The organism is Pseudorhodoferax sp. (genome assembly GCF_047601025.1).
In the GTDB taxonomy this organism is placed as follows: domain Bacteria; phylum Pseudomonadota; class Gammaproteobacteria; order Burkholderiales; family Burkholderiaceae_C; genus Pseudorhodoferax.
The window spans coordinates 4908188-4929665 of record NZ_JASGJZ010000001.1; the positions used below are offsets into that span (position 1 = coordinate 4908188).

19 protein-coding genes are annotated in these 21478 nt (G+C 74.7%); 4 read left to right on the forward strand and 15 right to left on the reverse strand.

All coding sequences use genetic code 11. The features are described from left to right. Positions 1–13: 13 nt before the first annotated feature. From QM782_RS22690 to QM782_RS22760, 15 genes are all read right to left on the reverse strand, one after another. Positions 14–673 carry a hypothetical protein gene (locus QM782_RS22690; protein ID WP_415205129.1) on the reverse strand — a complete coding sequence of 220 codons (660 nt, stop codon included), beginning with the start codon at positions 671–673 and terminating at the stop codon, positions 14–16. Further along, the gene (locus QM782_RS22695) at positions 670–1728 is read right to left on the reverse strand and encodes a hypothetical protein (protein ID WP_415205130.1); all 1059 of its coding nucleotides are present in this window, start codon (positions 1726–1728) and stop codon (positions 670–672) included. The genes QM782_RS22690 and QM782_RS22695 overlap by 4 nt, the downstream gene beginning before the upstream one ends. 13 nt (positions 1729–1741) lie before the next feature. Next, positions 1742–4621, reverse strand: a complete 2880-nt coding sequence (locus tag QM782_RS22700; protein ID WP_415205131.1) for a putative baseplate assembly protein — start codon at positions 4619–4621, stop codon at positions 1742–1744. After that, the gene (locus QM782_RS22705; RefSeq protein ID WP_415205132.1) at positions 4618–5040 is read right to left on the reverse strand and encodes a GPW/gp25 family protein; all 423 of its coding nucleotides are present in this window, start codon (positions 5038–5040) and stop codon (positions 4618–4620) included. Before QM782_RS22705 ends, QM782_RS22700 begins: the two co-directional genes overlap by 4 nt. A gap of 11 nt (positions 5041–5051) precedes the next feature. After that, on the reverse strand, positions 5052–5702 hold the full coding sequence (locus tag QM782_RS22710) for a phage baseplate assembly protein V (protein ID WP_415205133.1): 651 nt from the start codon (positions 5700–5702) through the stop codon (positions 5052–5054). Between the two features lie 15 nt (positions 5703–5717). Next, positions 5718–6791, reverse strand: a complete 1074-nt coding sequence (locus QM782_RS22715) for a phage late control D family protein (protein WP_415205134.1) — start codon at positions 6789–6791, stop codon at positions 5718–5720. Further along, a complete protein-coding gene (locus QM782_RS22720; protein ID WP_415205135.1) occupies positions 6788–7480 on the reverse strand; it encodes a CIS tube protein in 693 nt (230 codons plus the stop codon). Before QM782_RS22720 ends, QM782_RS22715 begins: the two co-directional genes overlap by 4 nt. Continuing rightward, positions 7471–10134, reverse strand: coding sequence for a hypothetical protein (locus QM782_RS22725; RefSeq protein ID WP_415205136.1), 2664 nt, complete (start codon positions 10132–10134; stop codon positions 7471–7473). The genes QM782_RS22720 and QM782_RS22725 overlap by 10 nt, the downstream gene beginning before the upstream one ends. After that, on the reverse strand, positions 10131–10562 hold the full coding sequence (locus QM782_RS22730) for a phage tail protein (protein WP_415205137.1): 432 nt from the start codon (positions 10560–10562) through the stop codon (positions 10131–10133). Before QM782_RS22730 ends, QM782_RS22725 begins: the two co-directional genes overlap by 4 nt. 223 nt (positions 10563–10785) lie before the next feature. After that, entirely contained in the window at positions 10786–10956 is a 171-nt protein-coding gene (locus tag QM782_RS22735; protein WP_415205138.1) for a DUF6760 family protein, read from the reverse strand. Further along, positions 10953–11333: a phage tail assembly protein gene (locus QM782_RS22740; protein WP_415205139.1), complete on the reverse strand. Its 381-nt coding sequence runs from the start codon at positions 11331–11333 to the stop codon at positions 10953–10955. The genes QM782_RS22735 and QM782_RS22740 overlap by 4 nt, the downstream gene beginning before the upstream one ends. A 322-nt stretch (positions 11334–11655) precedes the next feature. Further along, positions 11656–12084 (reverse strand): phage tail protein, encoded by a 429-nt coding sequence (locus QM782_RS22745; RefSeq protein ID WP_415205140.1) that lies wholly within the window; start codon positions 12082–12084, stop codon positions 11656–11658. Positions 12085–12120: 36 nt separating this feature from the next. Beyond that, entirely contained in the window at positions 12121–13413 is a 1293-nt protein-coding gene (locus QM782_RS22750; RefSeq protein WP_415205141.1) for a phage tail sheath family protein, read from the reverse strand. 6 nt (positions 13414–13419) lie between these two features. Further along, on the reverse strand, positions 13420–15138 hold the full coding sequence (locus tag QM782_RS22755; protein WP_415205142.1) for a phage tail sheath family protein: 1719 nt from the start codon (positions 15136–15138) through the stop codon (positions 13420–13422). A 13-nt stretch (positions 15139–15151) separates the two neighbouring features. Further along, on the reverse strand, positions 15152–15589 hold the full coding sequence (locus QM782_RS22760) for a hypothetical protein (RefSeq protein ID WP_415205143.1): 438 nt from the start codon (positions 15587–15589) through the stop codon (positions 15152–15154). Positions 15590–15739: 150 nt separating this feature from the next. Here QM782_RS22760 and QM782_RS22765 point away from each other — a divergent pair, with 150 nt between their 5' ends. The 4 genes from QM782_RS22765 to QM782_RS22780 are packed head-to-tail and all read left to right on the forward strand — an operon-like array spanning position 15740 to position 21355. Beyond that, positions 15740–17878, forward strand: a complete 2139-nt coding sequence (locus QM782_RS22765) for an ATP-binding protein (protein ID WP_415205144.1) — start codon at positions 15740–15742, stop codon at positions 17876–17878. After that, on the forward strand, positions 17875–18483 hold the full coding sequence (locus QM782_RS22770; protein WP_415205145.1) for a DUF4255 domain-containing protein: 609 nt from the start codon (positions 17875–17877) through the stop codon (positions 18481–18483). The genes QM782_RS22765 and QM782_RS22770 overlap by 4 nt, the downstream gene beginning before the upstream one ends. A 1-nt stretch (position 18484) precedes the next feature. Then, entirely contained in the window at positions 18485–20953 is a 2469-nt protein-coding gene (locus tag QM782_RS22775; RefSeq protein WP_415205146.1) for a DUF4157 domain-containing protein, read from the forward strand. A gap of 12 nt (positions 20954–20965) precedes the next feature. Next, the gene (locus QM782_RS22780; protein WP_415205147.1) at positions 20966–21355 is read left to right on the forward strand and encodes a DUF4280 domain-containing protein; all 390 of its coding nucleotides are present in this window, start codon (positions 20966–20968) and stop codon (positions 21353–21355) included. The last annotated feature ends 123 nt before the right edge of the window (positions 21356–21478 follow it).

The following is a 21478-nucleotide window of genomic DNA, read 5'->3' on the forward strand; positions in this document are numbered from 1 at the left end:
GGTGGGGGTCCTTTCAGTCTCCAGCCGGCGGATCGAGCGTGAGCTCGCAGCTCGTATGGGCCGGCTTGGCGAAGTCGATGACGGCCTGCAGGGCCTCGCGCAGCGCCTGCAGCTCTCCCGCGGGCCAGCCCTGCGGGCGCGCACGCAACCGCAGCGCCAGGCCGAAGACGAACGGCCGGGCCCGGCCCAGCTGCGTGGTGCGGCCGAGACGGGCCTGGCCCACGCGCAGGCCACCGCCCAGGTCTTCCTGCAGCGCGACGTGGTCCAGCTCGTCGAAGCACAGGTGCAGCAGCGCGACCAGGTAGCCGGGCGTGCCGCGCCGGGCGTACAGCGGCACGATGCCGGCCGCGATGCGGCGCAGCCGCGCCGCGTCGAAATGCGCGAACGGCGCGAACGCGACCCAGTGCGCGGCGATCCACGGCGCGAAGGCATCGCGCGTGGCGGGGTCGAAGCCGCAGTCCGGCGCCGCGCCGCCCCACAGGCTGGCCAGCGCGTCGATGCGCTGCTCGAACCCCTGCGCGACGGGAGCACCGGGCGCGCCGAGCAGCACCCGCTCGAACGCGGCCAGCAGGCGCTGCAGCTCGCCGCGGCCCTGGTCCGCGTCCGCCGCGCGGTACACCGCGGGCAGGCCGGCCAGCAGGCGGCCGGCGACGGGGGGCGCCGCGGTGCTCACCCGGCGCCCCTTCCATGGCCGTGGCCGGTGCCGGTCCAGGCCACGTCGGCCGGCCGCACCACCAGGCGCGCGACCTCCCAGGGCCGCAGGGCGAGCGCCGCCAGCCGGCCGTCGCCGTCGCGCAGCAGCCGGTCCGCCTGCAGCGGCGGGCGCAGGCCGAGCCAGGCGTCGCGGCCCAGGCGCGCGCGCAAGCCCGGCTGCAGGCCCAGCGCAGCGGCGTCCTCGCGCAGATCGTCCGGCTCCAGGCTGGCGGCGGTCAGCACCAGCTGGTCCACGCCCTGCACGCCGTCCAGCGCGGCGACCTGGTCGGCGATGCCCGCCAGCGACAGCGTGCCGTCGGCCGTCTCCGAGGCCTCGGGCTCCCAGCCATCCAGCGTGGCGGCGATGCGCCCGGCCAGCGCCGGGCGGGCGCTGCCGGCCGCCGGCGTGACCCAGACCCGCAGCGCGACATGGATCGCCACCGGCGCCACCACGTGCAGCCGGCAGGCCAGCAGGCGGTGCGGCTCCAGCGCCGCGCGCACGCCCGCCAGCAAGGCGGCGCGCTGCGCCGGCGTGCTGCCGGCGGGCGCCGCCACGACCATGCTCACGTGGCCCGCGTCCTCGCCGGCCGCGAAGGCGCCATGCGCGCGCGGCAGCCGCTCCAGGTCGGTGTCCGGCAGGCAGCGCGCACGCGCCTGGGCGCCGCCGGGCAGTGCGTCCAGCGCGCGCCGCGCCAGGCGCTCGTGGTCCTGCGGGGTGACCGCGCTGTCCTGCCAGGCCAGCTGCTCCAGCACCTGGGCGAGCGCCGCGCGCACGGCGGCGGCATCGGGCGCGGCGGCGCTGAACTCGTCCGGCCCGGGCCGGCCGCGCAGCAGGCGCAGGAACTCGACGCGGCTGGCCGTGCCCACGCGGCCCAGCCGGTACAGCAGCGCGTCGCTGAAGTACGCCAGCAGTTCCAGCAGCGTGATGCCCGGGTCCGAGGCGTTGTGGTTGGTCCACTGCGGCGCATGCACCGACAGCAGGCGCAGGCCCTGGGCGACCAGGCCGTCGAAATCCGGATCGGGCGGCGATTGCATGGCGCGGTCCATGTCAGGCCGGGACATCCACCGTGCGGACCGCGCAGTCGCCCGCGCAGACCAGCGCATGCGGCGCCTGCGGGGCGCCGCCCCGGGCCGGGCGCTGGCGCAGCTGGCGCACCTCCCCCAGCCCGGGCAGGCCGCGCAACGCGGCGCGCAGTTCCGACGGATGGGGCCGGCGGCCGAACGGCCAGCCCTCCCCCGCCGGCCCGCCCGCCACCGGGTGCAGGTAGTCGCGCAGGCGCCGGGCGCAGGCGTCGGCCAGCGCCGCGGGGTCGGCGCCCGGCAGCGGCGCGACCTCCAGCTCCAGGTCCAGCGCCAGGTAGCGCGGCCCCACGAGCTGCAGGCGGACGCCGGCCGGGCAGCGCGCCTGCAGGAAGGCGCGGATGCGCTGCAGCAGCGCGGGCTCCGGCTGCGGCTGCGGCGCCGTGGCGTCGCGCGGCAGCACGGCCAGGCTGACGCGGCCCGGCGCGGGCCGCTCGCCGAGCGGATCGCTGGCCAGGTCGCACGCCGGCAGGCACAGCGCGCGCGCGATGCCGGGCTCGGCGCGGCAGGCCAGGTCGGCATAGTCGTCCGGGCCGACGGCGCGGCCGCGGTGGCGCAGCCAGGCCGTGGCGGCGGCGCGGGCGGTGGCCGGCGTCTCGGCGTCCTGCCCGCCGCGCGCGGCGTCGGGCTGGCGCACTGCGGCCACGTAGGGCAGCGTCGAGCGCAGCTGCGTGACCGTCTGCGCCGGCGCGTTGCCGGCGGCGCCGCCGCCGCTGCGGTAGCGGCGCATGCGCAGGTTGTTCGGCCCCGGCGGCGGCACGCGGCCGCGGCGGCCGTCGCCGAACTGCACGCGGCCGGCGTGCCGGTCCAGCAGGTAGTGGCGCGACAGCGGGCCGGAAGCGGAGAAGTCGTCCACCCGCTGCCAGCGCACCCAGCAGCGTTCCGGCAGCCGGCCGGTGGCGGCCTGCACGCGCAGGGCCTGCACGCCCTGCGCATCGACCAGGGCCTGGCGCTCGGCCGCCGGCAGGCCGTCCTCGCCCACCTCCAGCTCCGGCTCGCCCAGCACCTGGCCGCGCGCCAGCGTGAACTGCTGCAGCGGCGCGCCGCTGCTGGAGCCCAGCAGCTCGTCCTCCACCGTGGCCTGCTGCAGCGCGCCGACGGCGTTCAGCAGCACCCGCGCCAGCCGCGGCGGGGCATCGGACGCCTCGCCCGCCTGGTACAGCCGCAGCCACAGCAGCCCGGGATCGACCGTGGAGGCCGGCCAGGGCGACCAGTCCGCCCCCAGCGCCAGCACGCAGCCCAGCGCGTCCGGCTGCGGGCAGGGCACGGCCCGCACCGCCGCGTCGCGCCAGCCGTCCGGCCCGCGGTATTGGCAGCGCGGCAGCGCGGGCGGCACGCCGCCGTCGCCCTGCAGCACGCATTGCAGGTCCGTGCCGGCCTCGGCGGCGTCGCGGCGCAGGCCCAGGTACAGGCCCGGCCAGGCATCGTGCCGCGCCGCCGGCGCCCCGCGCTGCAGGCCCTGCTCGACCTCGATGCCGTCCAGGGCCTGGGCCGGCGCCTGCACCTGCGCCGCCACGTCCAGCCGCGCGATGGCGGGAGGACGGTGCTGGGGCTGCTGCTGTTGCCAGGCGGCGAAGCCGTTGGCCGGCGCCGCCGCGCCCGGCCCGGGCTCGACCAGGTAGTCGCCGCCGGCCAGCCGCGCGCGCAGGAAGCCACCGGGAGCACCCTGCCAGTCCATGGGCCGCACGTCGGCCAGCAGCGTCAGCCGGACGCGCCCGCTGCGCGTGAAGCCCTGCGTGCCGTCCTGCGCCTGCAGCGGCGTCCAGCCGGCGGCGGTCCAAGCGTCCCACTGCAGCCTGGGCGCATGCTGGTCGCCCACGCGGGGGATCGGCGGGGTGCCCTCGGCGTCGCTGCCGTTGGTCAGCCGCACCGCCAGGTCGACCTGCGCCCCCGGCCAGGCGAAAGGCGCGGCGCACAGCAGCACGGCGTCGCCGAAGCGCGGGCGTTCGCCCAGCGGGAAGAAGTCGCAGCTGGCATCCAGCGGCAGCGCGCCGAAGAACGCCGCCTCCAGCGGCGCGGCCGCCTGCACGCGCCGCAGCGCCCAGCGCGCCTGCCGCGGCACGCGCAGCGGCGCACCCGGCCCCACGCTGCACACCAGCCAATGCGGCCCGGGCGCCGCCGCAGCGGGCGCCAGGCCCTGCAGCAGCACCGCGCCGCTGCGCGACAGGCCCTGCGTGCCGTCGTCGGCCGGCACCAGCGGCACGCAGGCGCCCTGCGGCCCCTGCAGGCACCAGTCCAATTCGGCCGGGGCGTGCGCCTCGCCGTCGAAGTCCAGCTGCAGCACCAGCGTGGCGGGAGCTGCCACCAGCGCCGCGGACGGCAGCGGAAAGCGCAGCGCGCGCGGCACCGCCAGCGCCGGCGCCGGCGCGGCCGCGCCCTGCGGCTGCGCGATGGCCGTCGCGTCGGCCCAGCGGCCGCCGGTGTCGTCCACCGCGTAGGCGCGCACCACCCGGGCCGCCTGCAGCGCCAGCGGCGCCACGGTCTCGAACAGCGGCGGCTCCGAGCTGCCGGGCGCGGGCTGGCCGGCCACGCGCGTGCCGGCCGGCACCACCAGCGCGGGCGCCGCACCGGGCCGGCCGGCCGGCCGCGGCACCGGCTCGAACGCCAGCACGGTCCACGCCGGCTCGGCCGCGAAGCGTTCGGGCTGCAGCAGGTCCACGAAGGCGTCCAGGTGGCGCTGCGGCGCCGTGTTCAGCGCGCCGCCCAGCAGCTCGGCATAGTGCGCGAACACCGCCACCAGGGCCTCGGCCAGCGCGTCCTGCCGCGGCCAGCCGAGTTCGCGCCGCAGCGCGGCGGCCACGTCGCCGCTCGCGCGCGTCTCGAGCCGGGGCATGGCGGGCAGGTTCATCGCAGCGGCCGTCCCAGGTAGAAGGGGAACACCAGGTTGAAGCGCGAATCGGTGCGGGCGACGCGGTAGTCCACGCTGATCTCCAGCACGTCCTTGGGATCGCCGCGCGACACGGCGGCCACGCGCAGCAGCTCGATGCGCGGCTCCCAGCGGCGCAGCGCCTCGGCCACGGCCGATTCGGCCATGCCGCGCGTGGTGGCGTCGTTGGGCGCGAACAGCAGCTCGTGGATGGCGCAGCCGAAGTCCGGCCGCATCAGCCGCTCGCCCGGCGCCGTGGACAGCACCAGCAGCATGCCCTGGCGCACGCTGTCTTCGTAATGCGCCAGGGCCAGCGCGCCGGCGCCATCCTCGCCGGCCGGAGCGCGCGCCACCGGAAAGGCCCAGCCGACGCCGAGGAAGGGAGCGGGAAGGGAGTCCATGGCCGTCTTCTTCAGTTGATCTTGACCAGCGCGCCGGACAGCGAGGCCGGCCCGGTGGCCTGGATGTCCACCGTGCTCTGGGCCTGCACGCGCACCCCGGCCTGCGAGTCGAGCTCGATGCCCACGCCGCTGATCCGCACGCGGCCGGTGGCCGAGCGGATGTCGATGTCGCCGTCGGCCTCGATGCGGATGCTGCGGCCGGCGGTGTCGATGACGATGCGGTTGCCGCCGCTCTTGTCGACGATCTCCACGGACTCGCGGCCGTCGGCGTCGCAAAAGCGCAGCACGTGGCCGCTGCGCGAGGTGAACGAGCGCCGGTCGTTGCGGCCGTCGCCGTTGTCCTCGGGCGGCCGGTCCTTGCCGTTCCACAGCGCGCCGACCACGCAGGGCCGGTCGATGCTGCCGTGCTCGAAGGCCACCAGCACCTCGTCGTCGACCTCGGGCAGCGTGTACCAGCCGCGGCCGCCGCCGGCCATGGGCGCGGCCACGCGGGCCCAGTGGCTCTCGTCCTCGTCGTTCAGCCAGGGAAAGCGCAGCTTCACGCGGTGCATGCCCTCGGGGTCGCGGTTGTTGGTGACGATGCCGACGACGACGCCGTGGATGCGCCCGTCGGCCGCGGCGGCCGTGGCGACCAGGCCCTGGAGCATCTGCGCGGCGTGCATGGCGGCCCCCTGTCCTCAGCTGGCGTTGCGGCGCGCCTGGAAGCGCGTCTGGTACCCGGTGCGCGGGCTGAAGCGGTGCTCGACGGCGTGCAGGTAGTAGTCGCCGCTGAAGCGCTGGCCCAGGCCCTCGATGCGCGCCACGATGCCGGCGCGCAGCTGCGGCTCGCCGATGCAGGTGCCGTCGGCGCGGATGTAGTCCAGCGCCATCTCGCGGAAGCCCTGGCGCGCCAGCTGCCCGGCGTCCTCGGCGCCGTGCACCGGCTGTTCCACCACGCTGCTGCCGCCGCGCGCGAAGGCGCGCTCCACGGTCGCGCCGCCCGAGGCCGCGCCGCCCATCAGGCCGCCTTCGTCCCCGACCCGGGCGTCGGCCAGCACGGCCTGCTTGTCCGCGGGCGACCAGCCGCGCACGCTCCGGCGCGGCGCCTGGCCCAGCGTGGACAGGCGCGGCCGGAACTGCAGCAGCTCGACCTCGCGGCGCAGCGTGACGGCCGGCGCCGCGTCGTAGGCGCGCGGCCGGAACACCAGGGTCCGGCCTTCGGCCAGGAATTCCCAGCCGATGCGCGCCGCGCGCGCGGCGATGAACGCGAAGTCGGTCTGGTTGTGCTGCAGCAGGTAGGGGTGGCGCACGCCGCTGCTCTCGGCGCGCACGCGCAGGCCGGCGGCCTCGGCGATCTCGCGCACCACGTCGCTGTCCTGCAGGTCCAGGTAGGAATGGGTGCGGCGCTCGCGCATCAGCCGGTGCCGCAGGTCGAAGCAGCGCACCGTCAGGGTCGGCGGCTCGCCCTGCGGGAAGTCCGGCTCCAGGCCGACGATCTCGCCGTCGAACAGCGGCTGCATGCGGTCGCGGTAGCCCAGCGCCACCTCGACCGGGTTGCCTTCGGCGAAGAGCGCGTCGTCCATCCACTTGACCCGCATCGCGACGCCGTCCCAGCCCTTGAGGCGCAGGCTGCACATGCCGGCCGCCTCCACGTCGTCCAGCACCTCGACCGCGATCACGTCGGCCACCGCCTCCTGCGGCAGTTCGGCGCCGTTCACGCGCAGCCTGAACGCGGGGGCCAGCGTGTCGTAGCGCGTATCGCGGGCGTTCATCGCGCGTCTCCCGGCGCCGGCAAGGCCGGCAGCACCAGCATGCGGCCGGGCTGCAGCCGCAGCGGATCGTCGATGTCGTTGGCCTGCGCGACCACGCGCCAGCACTTCGGGTCCAGGTATTCCTCGGCGGCGATGGCCGCCAGCGTCTCGCCGCGGCGCACGGTCCAGACCTTGGCCACGTCGGACGATTCGGTGCGCTGGCGGTTCAGGTCCTCGTAGTTCGTGCGCCATTCCTTGAAGGTGCAGGACAGCTTGGCGCGCACCGGCGTGCCGTCCTCCATGAACAGCACGAAGTCCTGCTCCAGCTGTTCCAGCACGCCCTGGAAGAACACGCCGGCCGCGCCCCAGCGCAGGCGGCACACCGGCGGGCGGTGCTTGTCGCCATGCGACTCCACCGTGGTCAGCCGCAGCATCGGGTCGGTCAGCTCCGTGACCTTGCGCTTGCTGCCGGCCGGCTCGTCGGTGTCGTAGGTGTCGAACAGCAGCTCGATGCGCAGCGTGCGCGGCTCGGCGCCGGTGAACTGCAGTTCGGGCACGTCGCGCAGGGCCGCGCCCTGGCTCTTCCAGTTGGCCGAGCGCGTGAACTTCAGGTTGCCCGGGTTGAAGGCCGCGACGATCTGCCGGCTGTCGTCGAACTGCAGGTTCGCGCCGGTGCGCTCGACCTGGATGGTGAGCTTGCTCAAAGCCATGGCGACACCCCGCGGCGCTGCTGCGCGAGCGCCATCTGTTCGAACAGGCGGCTGCAGGCGCGCTCGACCAGCGCCTCCAGGTCCGGCGCCGCCGCCTGGGGCGCCGGCGCGGCCGCAGGCGCGGCCTCGGTGATGCGCGGCGGCTGCAGCAGCATGGACGGCTCCGCCGGCGAAGAGTCGGCCAGGCGTGCCACCACGGCAGCGGCCGCCGGCTGGGGCTGGCGCTGCACGAGCTGCCGCGGTGCCGCGGCGAGCGCCGGAGCCGAGGCCACGGACGCTGGCGCCGCGGCCGGTGCTGCCGCGCGCCAGGCCGCCAATGGACGGTGCAACCCGGCCAGCGGGGAGCCGGCCAGCGGTGCATGCATTCCCGCGGTCCGCGGCGGCATGGCCATCGGCCCGGCAGCGGGCGCCACCGGGTCGCCGTGGCTGGCGGCATGGCCAGGCGCCAGGCCGCGCGCCGGCGCCAGGGCCGCGCGGAATACCGGCGCCCCCTGCGCCGACGGGCCGGTTCCGGCCATCGGCATGGCGGACCCCGTGCGCATGGGCGCGCGCACGACCGGCCCCAGCCCTTCGCCGGCGCGGACCGGCTCGGCGCCCGCCGCCGCGACGGCGGGCACGGCGGGCACGGCGGGCACGGCGGGCACGGCGGGCACGGCAGCTTCGCTGGACGCGGACCGGCGCACGGTCGTCCCGCGGGGCACGAGCTCGCCACGGCCCCGCGCCAGTGCCGGCAATGCCGGGCGCGCCAGCGCCTGCGGCAAGGACGGCGTCGCGGGGCCCGTGGACCGCGACGCGGCCGTGGACGGGCTGGCGATCACGCCCAGCGGCTCGCCCGCGCGGACGGGTGCCGGGCGCCCGGTGGAGACCATCGGCGCCGCCTCGGCGCCGCCCGGCGTGCCCTGCCCGGCCCGCGGCGGCACGTCGGCGGGCGATGCCGCGGCGCCCGGGCCGGACACCGCCCTGGCCTGGCGCGACGGCATCGCCACGGACACCGGGCCACCGGCAACCGATGCCGCCGGCCGCACCGCATCCGTGACCCGGGCCGTCGGATGGGGCTGCGCCGCGGCGGCGGCGGCCGCCGGCGGCGCCATGCGCACCGGCACGCGGTCCGCGGGCGACGCCGCAGCGCCACCCCGCTCCACGGCCTCGGCCCTGCGGTGGATCGGCGGATGGCCGGCCAGCGGCGGCTGGGGCCGGGCCGCGGCACGCGCGACCGGCGCCAGGGGCTGGCGGCTGCCTGCCTGCCCCGCGGTGGGCATGCCAGCCGCAGGCTGCAGCGCCGGTGGCCGCATCGGCGTGGTCGCCGGCGCTGCCGTGGTGACGCGCTCGCCAGCCATGCCAGCCCCGTGCGAACCGGCCCGGGCCGTGCCACCCGCCGCCGGCACCGCCGCACGGACCGGCATCGCCGCGGCACCGCCAACGGAGGCCGGCGCGGCGCGCTGGATGGCCAGGGCCGGGGCGGAGGCCGCAGCCGTTCTGGCAGCTGCGGTGGCGATGGGCACCCCAGTGGAGAACGCCACCGGGCGCACGGCACGCACCGCCGGCATGGCCGGTGCGGCAACCGCTTCTGCATGCGCCGGCGGCACGCCGCCGGGCTGGCCTGTCGATGGCAGGGCAGCCGGCAGCGGCGCACCCGCGCGACGCACTTCCGCTTTCCATTGCGCCTGGCGCCGCACCGGAGGCGGCACGCCCCGCCCATCCGGCGGCCGCGCCGGTCCGGCGCGCCCTGACACGGGTGCGCGCGCCTGCAAGCCACGCAGCGGTGCCGGCGTCGCGTCCACGCCGCGGCCCAGCGGCGCGCGGTGCACCCGCGCGGCCTGCACCGTCGCGGACAGGCCGCCCAGCGGATGCGGATGCGGATGTGCAGGTGCTGACGCTGACGCTGACGCTGACGCTGACGCTGACGCTGACGCTGACGCTGACGCTGACGCTGACGCTGACGCTGACGCTGACAGCATGCTCGCCGCAGGCGCCGGCGTGCGCCCGTCACCACCAGCCCGCGCATCGGCGCGCGGCGCCTCCGCCCCCCGTGCTGACACGGCCGCCGGCCGCGCCCACGGCGCCGGCGCCTCCACGGCAGCCGCCAGGTGGGACGGTGCCGCCACGACCGGCGCGCCGGCCATCGGCCCGGCCCCGCCCGCAGCCCCGCCCACCGTCGCCGCGGCGGCCCGCGCCACGGCAGTCGGCGCCAGCGCCTGCGGCCCCCGTGCCGGCCCGGGAGCGCCCTGCGCAGGTCCACGCGGGAGGACCGCCGCGGCAGCGAGCGGCGCGCGGACCATCGGCCGGGCGGGTGACGCCGGCGCGGGCATGCTCGGAACCGGCGCCGTGGCCTGCGGCGACACGGCCGCATCCTGCGATCCACCGGGCGGACCGGCCGGGCGCGCCGGCGCGGCGACGGGCCGCTGGCGGCCAGGCGGCGCGGGCCGGCGCCGCAACGGCGCCTGCGCGCCGGCCTCGCCGGCCGGCCGCGCCCGGCCCAGCAGGGCGGCCACGAAGCCGGTGTGGTGCCCGGCCGGCGCCAGCCCGCGCTGGAGCGGCCCGTCGGCCGTGTCGCCGGCCGCGCCGATCCCGGCCAGACGGTGCCGCGCCCAGGTCTGCCGGCCCAACGCCTGCGCACCGTCCCACACGGCTTCGGATGGCCGGACGAAGCTCATGGCGCCAACCCTTCATGCACGAACTCGACCGACTCCACGGCCGGCTCCGCATCGCGGGCGCGCAGGTCGGACCCCGCCCACTTCACCGGGCAGGCGCGCAGGAACTTCCAGCGGCGCAGCTCGCGCTGCTCCGCGTCGACCAGCAGCACCGACACGTCGCGGCGCTGCACGCGGCCGGCCACCACCGCGCGGAACCAGTCCGACAGCTCGCGCGAATCGTCCTGCCCGCGCTTGAGCACCAGGCGCGCGGCCGCCTTGGCGGCGCCGGGCAGTTCGCGCTCGCCGGCGTTGTAGCCGCCCTCGCGGAAGCACTCGACCTGGCTCTCCTGGCCCAGCCCCGACACCTCGGAGAAGCCGGCGACGACGAGCTGGTCGATCTCCACCACGAAGCGGAAACCGTCGTAAGGATCCTGGCGGCGCGCGGGCATGGCTCAGCAGCTGTGAACGAACCGATCGCGCCCACGGCGGGGAGCGCCGGGCCGCTGGCGCAGGCGATCGCCCTGGCGGGTGCCGGGGCACGGGCTGCGACGCCCGCCTGCGGCCCGGCATCCCCCGGCCCGCGGGGCGAGGCCCGGGGTGCGGCGATGAAGATGCGAACAGGTGATGGTCATCGGCGGCCTCGCGTGGGTGTGGGCGGTTCGTTCACAGCGCTCAGCGCATCGCGGACGGCGCGTCGTCGGCCGCCGCGTTGGCGCGGCGGTTGAGCTCGGCGATCTGGCGGACCCACTGGCGGCGCTCGAGGTGGTCGAGGTCCATGAGCTGCGCATGGGGCCAGTGAAAGTGGTATGCGACATAGGCCACCTCCTCGTACAGCTGGGTCAAGGGGTAGCCGAGAGCTCCCCCGCGTCGGCCACCTCCGTCTCGAAGCGGGCCGAACACTCGGGGCAGGTCACGCCGATGCGGTTGTGGCCCTGCGCATTGATGCGGCGGTACAGGCTCTCCAGGAACGCGAAGTCGGCGGCGAACAGGCCTTCGATGATCTTGGGGTTCAGCGGCTCCAGCGTGCCGAGCCGCGTGACCACGCGCGACAGCAGGATCACCGCCAGGTAGCCCGGGTTGGCCTGCACGCGCGGGTCCTTCAGCGGCAGGATCTCGTCGCTGGCGGTGGCCAGGCGCATCGTGCCCTCGCGGTGCAGCTCGTGCTGCGCGTCCAGGTAGCCGCGCGGCAGCGTGAAGGCGAACTCGGTCTGGAACGTCATGGACGGCCCTCCCCGCTGCGCATGGCGGAGCGCGTACCTCGGGACGGCCCGGCGGTGCTCGCCGGTGCTCCGTCGGGCCTGCGGCCCGGCCTCTCCGGGAGGGAACGAGCCTCTTCGGGCGGCCGGGCGCGGCGCACGGTACTGCCTTCGCCCGTACGGGCTGCGGCGCGAGCCGCTTCGGGCGGCCGGGCGCGGCGTACGGGACTGCCTTCGCCCATACGGGCTGCGGCGCGAGCCTCTTCGGGCGACCGGGCGCGGCGCACGGGACTGCCTTCGCCCGTACGGGCTGCGGCGCGAGCCGCTTCGGGCGGCCGGGCGCGGCTCATGCCTTCACCACGCCCTCGTGGGCCAGTTCGATGGACTCGATCGCGACCTCGTTGGCGCTGGCGTTGAAGCTCGGGCCGGACCACTTGACGATCCAGGCCTCATGGAAATTCCAGCGCAGCTTCTCCTCGCCGGCGTCGTCGCACAGGATGATGGAGCCGTTCTTGCGCTCGGTCTTGCCGTCCACCGTCTGCTGCTTCCACTTGATCAGCGAGTCGTCGTCGGTGATGCCGCCCTTGAGCGTGATGTTGGCGTACTTGGTCATGCCCGGCAGCTGGCGCATGCGCGCCGGCTCGTTGCCCTCGCGGTAGGGCACGGCGTCGTTGGTCACGTCCAGGCCGGCCACCTCGCGGAAGCCGCCGCGCTGGATGCCGTCGAGCTCGACCCGGAAGCGGTAGCTCTGGTAGGGATCTTTCCTGTTGGCCATGGCACTTTCTCCTTGTGAATGGAACGGATGCGGCGGTCAGCCGCGCAGCAGCGCGCCGTCCACCGACTGGACCAGCTGCACCTCGATGAATTCGGCCGGCGCGGCGACCGCCAGGCCGATCGCGCAGACCACGCGCCCCAGCTCGCGCGAGTGCTCGGGATTGGTCTCGGCGTCGCACTGCACGTAGAAGGCCTCGGCCGGCGTATCGCCGCTGAGCGCGCCTTCGCGCCAGCGTGCCAGGCAGTGGCTCTCCACGCGCTGGCGGATGCGCGCCCACAGCGCCGGCCGGTGCGGCTCCATGACCAGGTCGCGCAGGCCCAGCTGGGCCCAGCGCGCCAGCCCCAGCACCACGCGCCGCGCGCCGATGTGGCGCCAGGGCGGCCGGCTGCTGAGCGTGCGCGCGCCGCAGATGCGCACGCCGCGGCCCGGCAGCACGCGCAGGCAGTTCACGCCGTCCTGGTGCAGCGCGGCCAGCGCGGCTTCGGCGGCATCGCCCGGCTCGCCGTCGTCGTCCAGGTCCAGCACGCCCTGCAGCCGTTCGTTGGCCGGCGCCTTGTGCCGGCCGGTGGCCGCATCCAGGCGCGCCAGCACGCCGGCGACATGGCCGCACGGCGGCACGGTGGCGGCGCCCTGCGCACCGCGCAGCGGCGGCACCGCGAGCCACGGCCAGTACAGCGCGCCGTTGGCGACTTCCGCGGCCGTGGCCGACATGCCTTCGGTGCGCTGGCGGGCCGACGCGCGCCCGGCGGCGCGCGGCAGGCAGTCGAACAAAGCGAAGCGGTCGTTCAGCCGGTTGCAGTAGGCCAGTACCGCGCCCTGTACCGCGCGCACGGCCTCGGCGTCCTGCCCCAGCGGCCCCCACACGGCGTCCGGCACGCAGACCAGGTCGGGCTGGTCCAGGTCCTCCAGCGGCCCGGCGGGGCGGAACGCGGCCAGCAGCCGGTCGCGCAGCGCCGCCGCGCCGGCGCCTTCCGGCAGCGGCTGGGGCAACGGCAGCTGCGCGATCCAGCAGGCCGCCCCGCCGTTCTCGAAGAAGCCGCGCACCGCATGGTCCAGGTAGCCGGGCGCCGGCCGCGGCGACGCCAGCGCGTAGCGCTCCCAGCGGTCGACCGCGAACGGCGCATCCGCCGGCGCCACCGCGAACGGCGCGTCCGCCGGCGGCGCCGCGAACCCGACGAACAGCGGCACGCCGGACGGCGGCGGCCGCGTGGCCGCGCGCTGGCTGAAGGCCAGCGCCACACCCGGCAGGCGGCGCTGCGCGGGCAACGGCGTGGCGGCGGTGCTGGTGAACATGGCCGGGAACTCGGAAGGTGCGGGCGGTTCGTTCACGCCTTCTCAAGCGTTGCGCGCCGTGCCCTGGGTGATGCGGAAGATCACGAACTCGGCCGGCCGCACGATGGCCACGCCGACCTCGATCACCAGGCGCCCGATCTCGCGGCTGTCCAGCGGGTTGTTCTCGGCGTCGCACTTGACGTAGAAGGCTTCCTCCGGCGTGGTGCCGAACAGCGCGCCGTCGCGCCACACCGTCGTCAGGAAACCCGTCACGTTGCGCCGCACGGCGCCCCACAGGGCCGGCGTGTTGGGCTCGAACACGACCCACTGCGTGCCCGCGTCGATGGACTTGGCCAGGAACAGGAAGGTGCGGCGCACGCTCACGTAGCGCCATTCGTTGTTCTCGTCGCCGCCCAGCGTGCGCGCGCCCCAGACCGTGATGTCGCCGTTCAGCGTGCGGATGCAGTTCACGCCCTGCGGGTTCAGCCCTTCCTGCATGGCGCGGCTGATGTAGTACTGCACGTTGCGCGCACCCAGCACGCTGGCGTTGGCGGGCGCCTTGAACACGCCGCGCTGCACGTCGGTGCGCGCGTAGACGCCGGCGATCGCGCCGGACGGAGGCACGTGGACCAGGCCCTTGTACTTGTCGGGCACGCTGTCGATGCCGGCCTGCTGCAGCTGCAGCGCGGGGTCGACCACCTCGATGTAGGGGAAGTACAGCGCGGCGTGCTTGCTGCGCGCCGGCAGCTGCGATTGCCCGCTGTCGTAGTTCAGCAGCTCCGGGTCGAGCCGGCGCTGCGCGTCGACCGGGTGCTGCGGCGCGTCCAGGATCGCGAAGCGGTACTTGGTCAGCTCGCAATGGGCGACCAGGGCCGCGGCGATGCTCTTGTCGGACGACATGCCGGGGAAGGCCACCAGCGCGATCGACTCCACGGACTCCAGCGTCGCCAACGCCAGGTTCAGGTCGTCCTGCAGCGAGTCCTTGCGCACGCGCACCACGAAGGCGCGGCCGCCGCCGTTGTTGAAGAAGCCGAACACCGCATGGCTCAGGACCTGGTGGCCGCTCAGCACCACGCCCTGGCTGCCCAGCGCCAGCTGCGAGGAGTCGTAGGCCGACCAGCCGCCGAAGCGCGACTGGTATTCCGAGAAGTTGGTGCACAGCTTGGCCTGGCCGGGCGGCACCTCGACCTGGAAGGGCTTGAGCGTGTAGCGCGCGACCATCGCGCGCGCCTGGTCGCGCTTGAGCGCGCGCACGCCACGCACCCGCTCGGCCTCGGGCTTGCTGCTCAGTTCCTCGAGCGCCTGCGCCGCCTCGGACGCGCGCTGCGCCTTCTCCTTCGCCTGCGCCAGGTCGGCCTGGGCGGCGGCCGCCGCGGCCTGCGCGGCGGCCAGCGCGTTGGCCACGTCCGCCGCGTCGGTGCTGCCGTCGGGCGCGGCGACGGCCTTGCGCTTCTCCGCCTTCGCGGCCTCGTCGCTGGCCGCCTTGGCCGCCTTCTCCGCGTCGCCGGCGGCCTTGGCCGCCGCCTCCTTCGCCTTGGCCGCTTCGTCCACCCGGGCCTTGATCTTCGCGTCCGAGTAGTCGTCGTCCGAACCGTAGAGCTTGTCGAACGCCGCCAGCACCTGGCGCTGGTACTCGTCGTCGTCGAGGTACTCGGGCACCTGCACCTCGTCCTCCACGATGCCGATGAAGCCCACGGTGTTGGTGCCGACCCCGGCGATGCTCTTGATCTGGGACGGCACCTCTTCGATGTAGACGCCCGGCGAAAGATAGGAAGTAGCCATGTCGAATACCCTTTCAACCCTTGTCGGGCGTTGCGGTGGCGGCCTGCGCTGCAGGCGCGAGCACGACGTCGACGACCAGCGGGACCGTTGGTTGCGCGATGTCGGTTGCTGCAGCCTTCACGTCGACCTCTCGTTCGGCCCGGAACGGACCTTCGGTTTCCCCATGCGGACCGCGGCGCCAGGCGTCGACGCACAGTTGCCAGGTCCCCGGCGGTACGTCGACGAAGTGGAAGCCGCCCCACGTCGTGCTCGTAGTACACACGACGGCGCCGCAGCTGGCATCAACAGCATTGAGGATGTCGTCGGCGCGCTTCTTGCACACGGCCGGCGCGCCGCCACGCGACCGCGACAGCGTGACGCGCGCGCCCTGCGCCGGCGCGCCGCCGGGCCAGGCGACCTGGCCGCACAGCGACACCTGGCGGCGGATGCGTTCGACATGTTCGGCCTGCATGCGGCGACCCTCCTGCGATGCCGGCAGCGTTTCGCCGTCGCGGGCGGGTGTCAACGCATGCGGGCGCGCGACGTCATCAAAACGACGGATGCCGTTTCGGGACGGCAGTCCTAGACTGCCTCGCACGGCCGACGCCGCGGGAGCATCCGCTTGACCGATTTCGCCAACTCACACGAGCACCTGCTCGCCGAACTGGAATGCCTGGACCTGAGGCTGCGCGCGATGGTCGGCGCGTCGCGCGCGGCCTTCGCCGAGGACGCGCAGCTGCGCGGCCTGTGGATCAGCGAGGCCGACGTGGACGCGCTGCTGCGCCAGCCCACCGGCATGCCCGGCTGGGTGCGCACGCCGCCGGCGCTCGAGGGCCCCGTGGCCGCGCTGCGCGCGTGCATCGCGCAGCGCGTGCAGGCCAGCCTGCGGCGCGGCGTCGACCTGCGCCTGCCCCGGCTGTGCCGCGCCTGCGGGCTCGGCGACGACGCGGCCCAGGTGCTGCTGCTGTGCCTGGCCTGCGCCATCGAGCCGCGCTACGAGCGCCTGTGCGCCTACCTGCAGGACGACGTGACCAAGAAGCGGCCGAGCGTCGGCCTGGCGCTGGCACTGCTCGGCGACACGCTGCACGACCAGCTGCGCCTGCGCGGCCTGTTCGCGCCGCAGGCGCCGCTGCTGCGGCACCGGCTCGTGGACCTGCTGGACGATCCGGGCCAGCCGCAGGCGCCGTTGCGCGCACGCGCGCTGCAGCTGCCCGAGCGCGTGGCCGCCTTCCTGCTGGGCGACGACACGCCGGCCGAGGAACTGGCGGACAGCGTCGCCCTGCGGCAGCCCGACGCCGGCCTGGACGGCCTGGTGCTGGGCGAGGAACAACGCAGCGCGCTGCAGGCGCTGGCCGCCCGCGCGCGACGGCAGCCGGCGCTGGTCGTGCAACTGCTCGGCCCTTGCGGCGCCGGCCTGCAGGACGCGGCCGCCGCGCTGTGCCACATGCTCGGCCGGCCGCTGCTCGGCATCGACCTGGCACGGCTCGGCGAACGCCTGCCCGAGCGCTGGCCGCTGGTCGCGCGCGAGGCGCTGCTGCAAGGCGCCGTGCCCTGCCTGCACGGGTTCGACCGCCTGCTGCCGCCGCCGCAGGCCGCGCCGCTGGCCACCGTGACGCGCTGGCTGCACGGCCATGGCGGCCTGGCGATCCTGGCGGGCGCGCAGCGCTGGCAACCCGCCGGCGACACCCGCGGCCTGGCCTACGCCTGCGTGCGCCTGCCGCTGCCCGACGCGGCGCAGCGCCGGCTGCTGTGGCGCAGCGCGCTGGACGCGCTGCCCGAACCCGCCGCCGAACAGGCCAGCACCGCGCTGGCGGCCAAGTTCCGCTTCGGCGCCGAGCAGATCCGCGACGCCGCCTCCAGCGGTCTGGAACGCCTGCAGGCCGACGGCGGCGACACGCTGGCCCACCTGCACGAGGCATGCCGCCTGCATTCGAACCAGCAGCTGGGCCTGGTGGCGCGCAAGATCACGCCGCACCACGGATGGAACGACATCGTGCTGCCGCCCGACCGGCTGGCCCTGCTGCGCGACATCTGCAACCACGTGAAGTACCGCGGCCTGGTCTACGGCGCCTGGGGCTTCGACCGCAAGCTGGCCATGGGCAAGGGGCTCGCGGTGCTGTTCGCCGGGCCCTCGGGCACGGGCAAGACCATGGCCGCCGACATCATCGCCGGCGAACTCGGCCTGGACCTGTTCAAGATCGACCTGGCCTCGGTCATCAGCAAGTACATCGGCGAGACCGAGAAGAACCTCGCGGCGATCTTCGACGAGGCCGAGGCCTCCAACGCGATCCTGTTCTTCGACGAGGCCGACGCGCTGTTCGGCAAGCGCAGCGAGGTGCGCGACTCGCACGACCGCTACGCCAACGTCGAGGTCGGCTACCTGCTGCAGCGCATCGAGGCCTACGAGGGCGTGGCCATCCTGGCCACCAACTTCCGCAAGAACATGGACGAGGCCTTCGTGCGCCGCCTGCATTTCACGGTGGACTTCCCGTTCCCGACGCCGGCCGACCGGCGCAGCATCTGGGCCGGCATCTGGCCGCGCGAGACGCCCTGCGCGGCAGGCATCGACGCCGACGACCTGGGCCGGCGCTTCGAGCTGACCGGCGGGAACATCCGCAACGTGGCGCTGGGCGCAGCCTTCCTGGCCGCCGACGACGGCGGCCAAGTGCGGCCCGAGCACGTGCTGCGGGCCGCGCAGCGCGAGTTCCAGAAGATGGGCAAGCTGATCGACGACAAGGCCTTCGCAGGAGCCACCCGATGATCAACGACCTGGACCGCAGCATCGCGCGGCTGTTGCGCACCAGCCTGCCGAAAGAATGGGCCGACCAGGTGCGCGTCAGCTTCGCTGCACCCGACGACCAGTTTCCACCGCAGTCCGTGACGCTGCCGGCGATCGACCTGTTCCTGTACGACGTGCGCGAGAACCTGGAGTTGCGCAGCAACGAGGTGCTGACGCAGCGCGGCCCCGACGGCCGGGCACGGTTGGTACCGCCGCCGGTGCGGGTCGACTTTTCATACCTGGTGACAGCCTGGCCCAGCGAAAGCGTGGCCGATCCCTCGGAGGACGAGCACCGGCTGCTCGGCGCCGTGATGCGCACGTTGCTGCGCCACCGCGCGATTCCGGCAGCACTGCTGGAAGGCGAACTGGCCGGGCAGGAACTGCCGCTGCCGGTCAGCTCGCTGCAACCCGGGCGGCTGCAAAGCCTGGGCGAGTTCTGGCAGGCGCTGGGCGGCACGCCCAAGGTTGCCCTGCACTACACGGTCACGGTGGCCGTGCCCGAAGACGCCGTGCCCGCGCCGCTGGTACTGGACAAGGTGATCGACGTGGGCCTGCACCCGCGCATCGCATCGACGGAGGACCTGTGACATGGCTCAGCGATCTTTGGCCTCGCATTCGCGCGTACCGACACCCACCGCAGCGCAGCGCACGCCGACTACAGCTGGTGCGGCGCACGCCGCTCATCCAGTGGCGGCACTGCAGCGTAGTGTCGGCAACCGCGCCGTGCAAGGACTGACCGACGGCCAGGCCTTCGGCAGCCTGCTCGCGCAGCGCCGCGGCGCCGGTAGCCCCCTGGCCGCATCGGCGCGCGCCTTTCTCGAAGCGCGGCTGCAGGCCGACCTGGGCGCCGTCCATGTGCACACCGACAGCCAGGCCGACGCGATGGCGGCCGCGGTCCAGGCGCGCTCATTCACGCACGGCAGCGACCTGTACTTCCGCGCGGGCGCCTACGATCCGCATTCCGACAGCGGCCTGCGGCTGCTGGCACACGAGATCACGCATGTGCTGCAGCAGGCCGAGGGACCTGTCTCCGCCACGCCGGTGGGCGATGGCATCGCACTGAGCGATCCAGGGGACGCCTTCGAGCGCGAAGCCGACCGCGTGGCCGACGCGGTGATGGACATGCAGGGGGCCGAAGCCGTGCCGCTCGTCGATGCCAGCACGGCCGTGGTCAACGCCGGCGGTGCGGCCGCAGTGCAACGCAGCGAGGACGACGACAGCTGGTTCGGCCGCCTGTCCGGTCTGGCCGACAGCGCCCGTTCGGTCGTCAAGATGGACCCGGACGCCGCAGCCACGCTGCTCGACGGCGCACGCACACTGGTCGGCAATGCCGGCACCATGGCCTCCGAGGCCTGGCACGGCGCCACCGACCTGGCCAGCGACGCCTGGGAGGGCGCAGGCGGCCTGGCCCACGATGCCGTCGCTGGAACCTCCAACCTGGTCCACGGTGTCTGGAACGGTGCGAGCGGCCTCGCCGACGAGGCCGTCGCCGGCGTGACCGGCTACGCCAGCGGCAAATACGCCGAGATGAAGCAAGCTGCCGGCTACGTCAAGCAGGGCGAGCAGCTACTGGACCACGGCATCGACTGGCTGGGCGGCAAGGCCAAGGAGGGCACGCGCTGGGCCGCCGGCCACGCCGAGGGGATTCCGGTGCTGGAGCAGATCGCCGGCGCTGGCGAGTCCGCGGTCAACCAGTACGTGGACTTCGAAAGTGGCATTGCTAAGGGTGCCGGCACCATGCTGGGAGGCGTGCTGGGCGCCGTCGCCAATCCTGTGGACACCGTCAGCGGCCTGTGGACCATGAGCGAGCACATCCCGGGACTGGGCATGCCGCAGAAGCTGCTGCACGGCGCCTACGACCTGGCCTTCAGTGACAAGGGGCTAGGCACCATCGCCGACCAGACTTTCAATCCTTCTCACGACGGCGCCTATTGGGGCAATGTCGCCAGCACGCTGTGGCAGCCCTACCAGAAAGCCATCGCCGAAGGCCGGCCGATGGAGGCATTGGGCCGCGGCGTGTTCGACATCGGCTCGCTGTTCATCGGTACCGGCGAGGCTGGCGCGGCGGCCAAGGCCGGCAGCGTAGCCAAGGCCGGCGAGGTGGCGGATGTCGCCCGAGCAGCAGGAGCCGCCGATGCCGCAAAAGCCGCCGGCGTCGCCGATGCGGCCAAAGCCGCCGAACTAGCGGAAGCGTCCAGGGGTATCAAGCCTTCCCTCCTGCCGGACGCGCCGAATCCTTTCGCACCGACCGAACTGCCGCCCGGCTTGCAGCCGACGGAATTCCCGCCGGACTTCCTCACCAAGCCGAAGTTTCCCAAGCCACCGAAGCTGCCTGAGATTCCGGAGCCACCGCCCGGAGGTTTCCCGAAGCCACCGGTCGGTCGCGCCCCGGAGATGCTGGCGCCCAGCACCGGCGCGCCAGAACTGACGGGCATGCGCCAGCAGCATATCGGTACGCCGACGGGCGATCTCGCCGCCCTGACCGACGCCGAGATCGACGCCTTCGTCAACGGCATCGGAACAGAAGCCCGATCGTCGACGCTGTTCGAACTACCGGGCCAGAACCCGGTGACTGGCAGCGGCCTGCAGGACATCGTCGAACGCATCAACCCGAATCCCAACGGCATCAACTACAGCGTCAACCACTACTTCAGCGATGTCGGAGAGGTTCGTATCGCGAATGGCGCGGACGTGCCCTTGGGCCCGAGGGCACCCGTCGAGAGCCTGATTCCACCCGGTACCGGCGTGACGGCCGATGCCGTGCCACAGACCGCCCTGCACCACGCCGATGGTTCGCCGGTACTGAACACCGCCAGCGACCCGATTGGACCGAGCAACGTGGAATTGCGCTACCACTCGGCCAACCCCAGGCACCCCACCCAGGGCCCGACGGTTCAGGTCAACACGCCGAGCGACAGGTTCGGCTGGCAGGGTGACAGGAACATTCATGTCACGGGCGACCAGCACCGCTACCTGCTGCCGGACGGCAGTTGGAAGACGATCAGAGAGATGACCACTGCCGAGCGCGCGCAAGCGCACTGGTCCACCGGCCGTTGACCGAGTTCCGCCATGCCCCACCACGTCTGCAACGGCGCCACGCTGGGCTGCAGCTTCGGCCTGGCCCCCGGCACGCTCGCCGTGCTGCCGCTGCGCCGCATGCTGACCCGCAGCCAGCCGGCGGCCACCGTCATGGACCACCAGCCGCTCGTCAACGTGATGCCGTTCGGCGCCTGCACCACGCCGTCCAACCCTGCGGTCGCCGCCGCCACGGCGGCGGCGCTGGGCGTGCTCACGCCCATGCCCTGCATGCCGGTGACGCCCGCGCCCTGGGTGCCCGGCACGGCCACCGTGCTGGAAGGCGGCGTGCCGGTGCTCAACAGCACCTCCACGCTGCAGTGCGTGTGGGGCGGCACGATCCGCGTGCTGGCGCCGGGCCAGATGACGGAACTGGTGCCCTGAAAAGCGCAGCCCATGGCCCCCGCCGGCATCCTCAGATGTGTTGATGGCAGCGCGGCAGCCCTCTGCTACCGTGATTCCATCGGTGCCGCCGGCCGCATCGGAAGGCGCTGGCGGAACCGGACA

What these genes read in the sequence shown, in the direction of transcription:
- QM782_RS22695 (WP_415205130.1), bottom strand. Translation starts at nt 1,728, where the DNA reads ATGCAATCGCCGCCCGATCCGGATTTCGACGGCCTGGTCGCCCAGGGC.
- QM782_RS22700 (WP_415205131.1), bottom strand. Translation starts at nt 4,621, where the DNA reads ATGAACCTGCCCGCCATGCCCCGGCTCGAGACGCGCGCGAGCGGCGAC.
- QM782_RS22705 (WP_415205132.1), bottom strand. Translation starts at nt 5,040, where the DNA reads ATGGACTCCCTTCCCGCTCCCTTCCTCGGCGTCGGCTGGGCCTTTCCG.
- QM782_RS22710 (WP_415205133.1), bottom strand. Translation starts at nt 5,702, where the DNA reads ATGCACGCCGCGCAGATGCTCCAGGGCCTGGTCGCCACGGCCGCCGCG.
- QM782_RS22715 (WP_415205134.1), bottom strand. Translation starts at nt 6,791, where the DNA reads ATGAACGCCCGCGATACGCGCTACGACACGCTGGCCCCCGCGTTCAGG.
- QM782_RS22720 (WP_415205135.1), bottom strand. Translation starts at nt 7,480, where the DNA reads ATGGCTTTGAGCAAGCTCACCATCCAGGTCGAGCGCACCGGCGCGAAC.
- QM782_RS22725 (WP_415205136.1), bottom strand. Translation starts at nt 10,134, where the DNA reads ATGAGCTTCGTCCGGCCATCCGAAGCCGTGTGGGACGGTGCGCAGGCG.
- QM782_RS22730 (WP_415205137.1), bottom strand. Translation starts at nt 10,562, where the DNA reads ATGCCCGCGCGCCGCCAGGATCCTTACGACGGTTTCCGCTTCGTGGTG.
- QM782_RS22740 (WP_415205139.1), bottom strand. Translation starts at nt 11,333, where the DNA reads ATGACGTTCCAGACCGAGTTCGCCTTCACGCTGCCGCGCGGCTACCTG.
- QM782_RS22745 (WP_415205140.1), bottom strand. Translation starts at nt 12,084, where the DNA reads ATGGCCAACAGGAAAGATCCCTACCAGAGCTACCGCTTCCGGGTCGAG.
- QM782_RS22755 (WP_415205142.1), bottom strand. Translation starts at nt 15,138, where the DNA reads ATGGCTACTTCCTATCTTTCGCCGGGCGTCTACATCGAAGAGGTGCCG.
- QM782_RS22760 (WP_415205143.1), bottom strand. Translation starts at nt 15,589, where the DNA reads ATGCAGGCCGAACATGTCGAACGCATCCGCCGCCAGGTGTCGCTGTGC.
- QM782_RS22770 (WP_415205145.1), top strand. Translation starts at nt 17,875, where the DNA reads ATGATCAACGACCTGGACCGCAGCATCGCGCGGCTGTTGCGCACCAGC.
- QM782_RS22775 (WP_415205146.1), top strand. Translation starts at nt 18,485, where the DNA reads ATGGCTCAGCGATCTTTGGCCTCGCATTCGCGCGTACCGACACCCACC.
- QM782_RS22780 (WP_415205147.1), top strand. Translation starts at nt 20,966, where the DNA reads ATGCCCCACCACGTCTGCAACGGCGCCACGCTGGGCTGCAGCTTCGGC.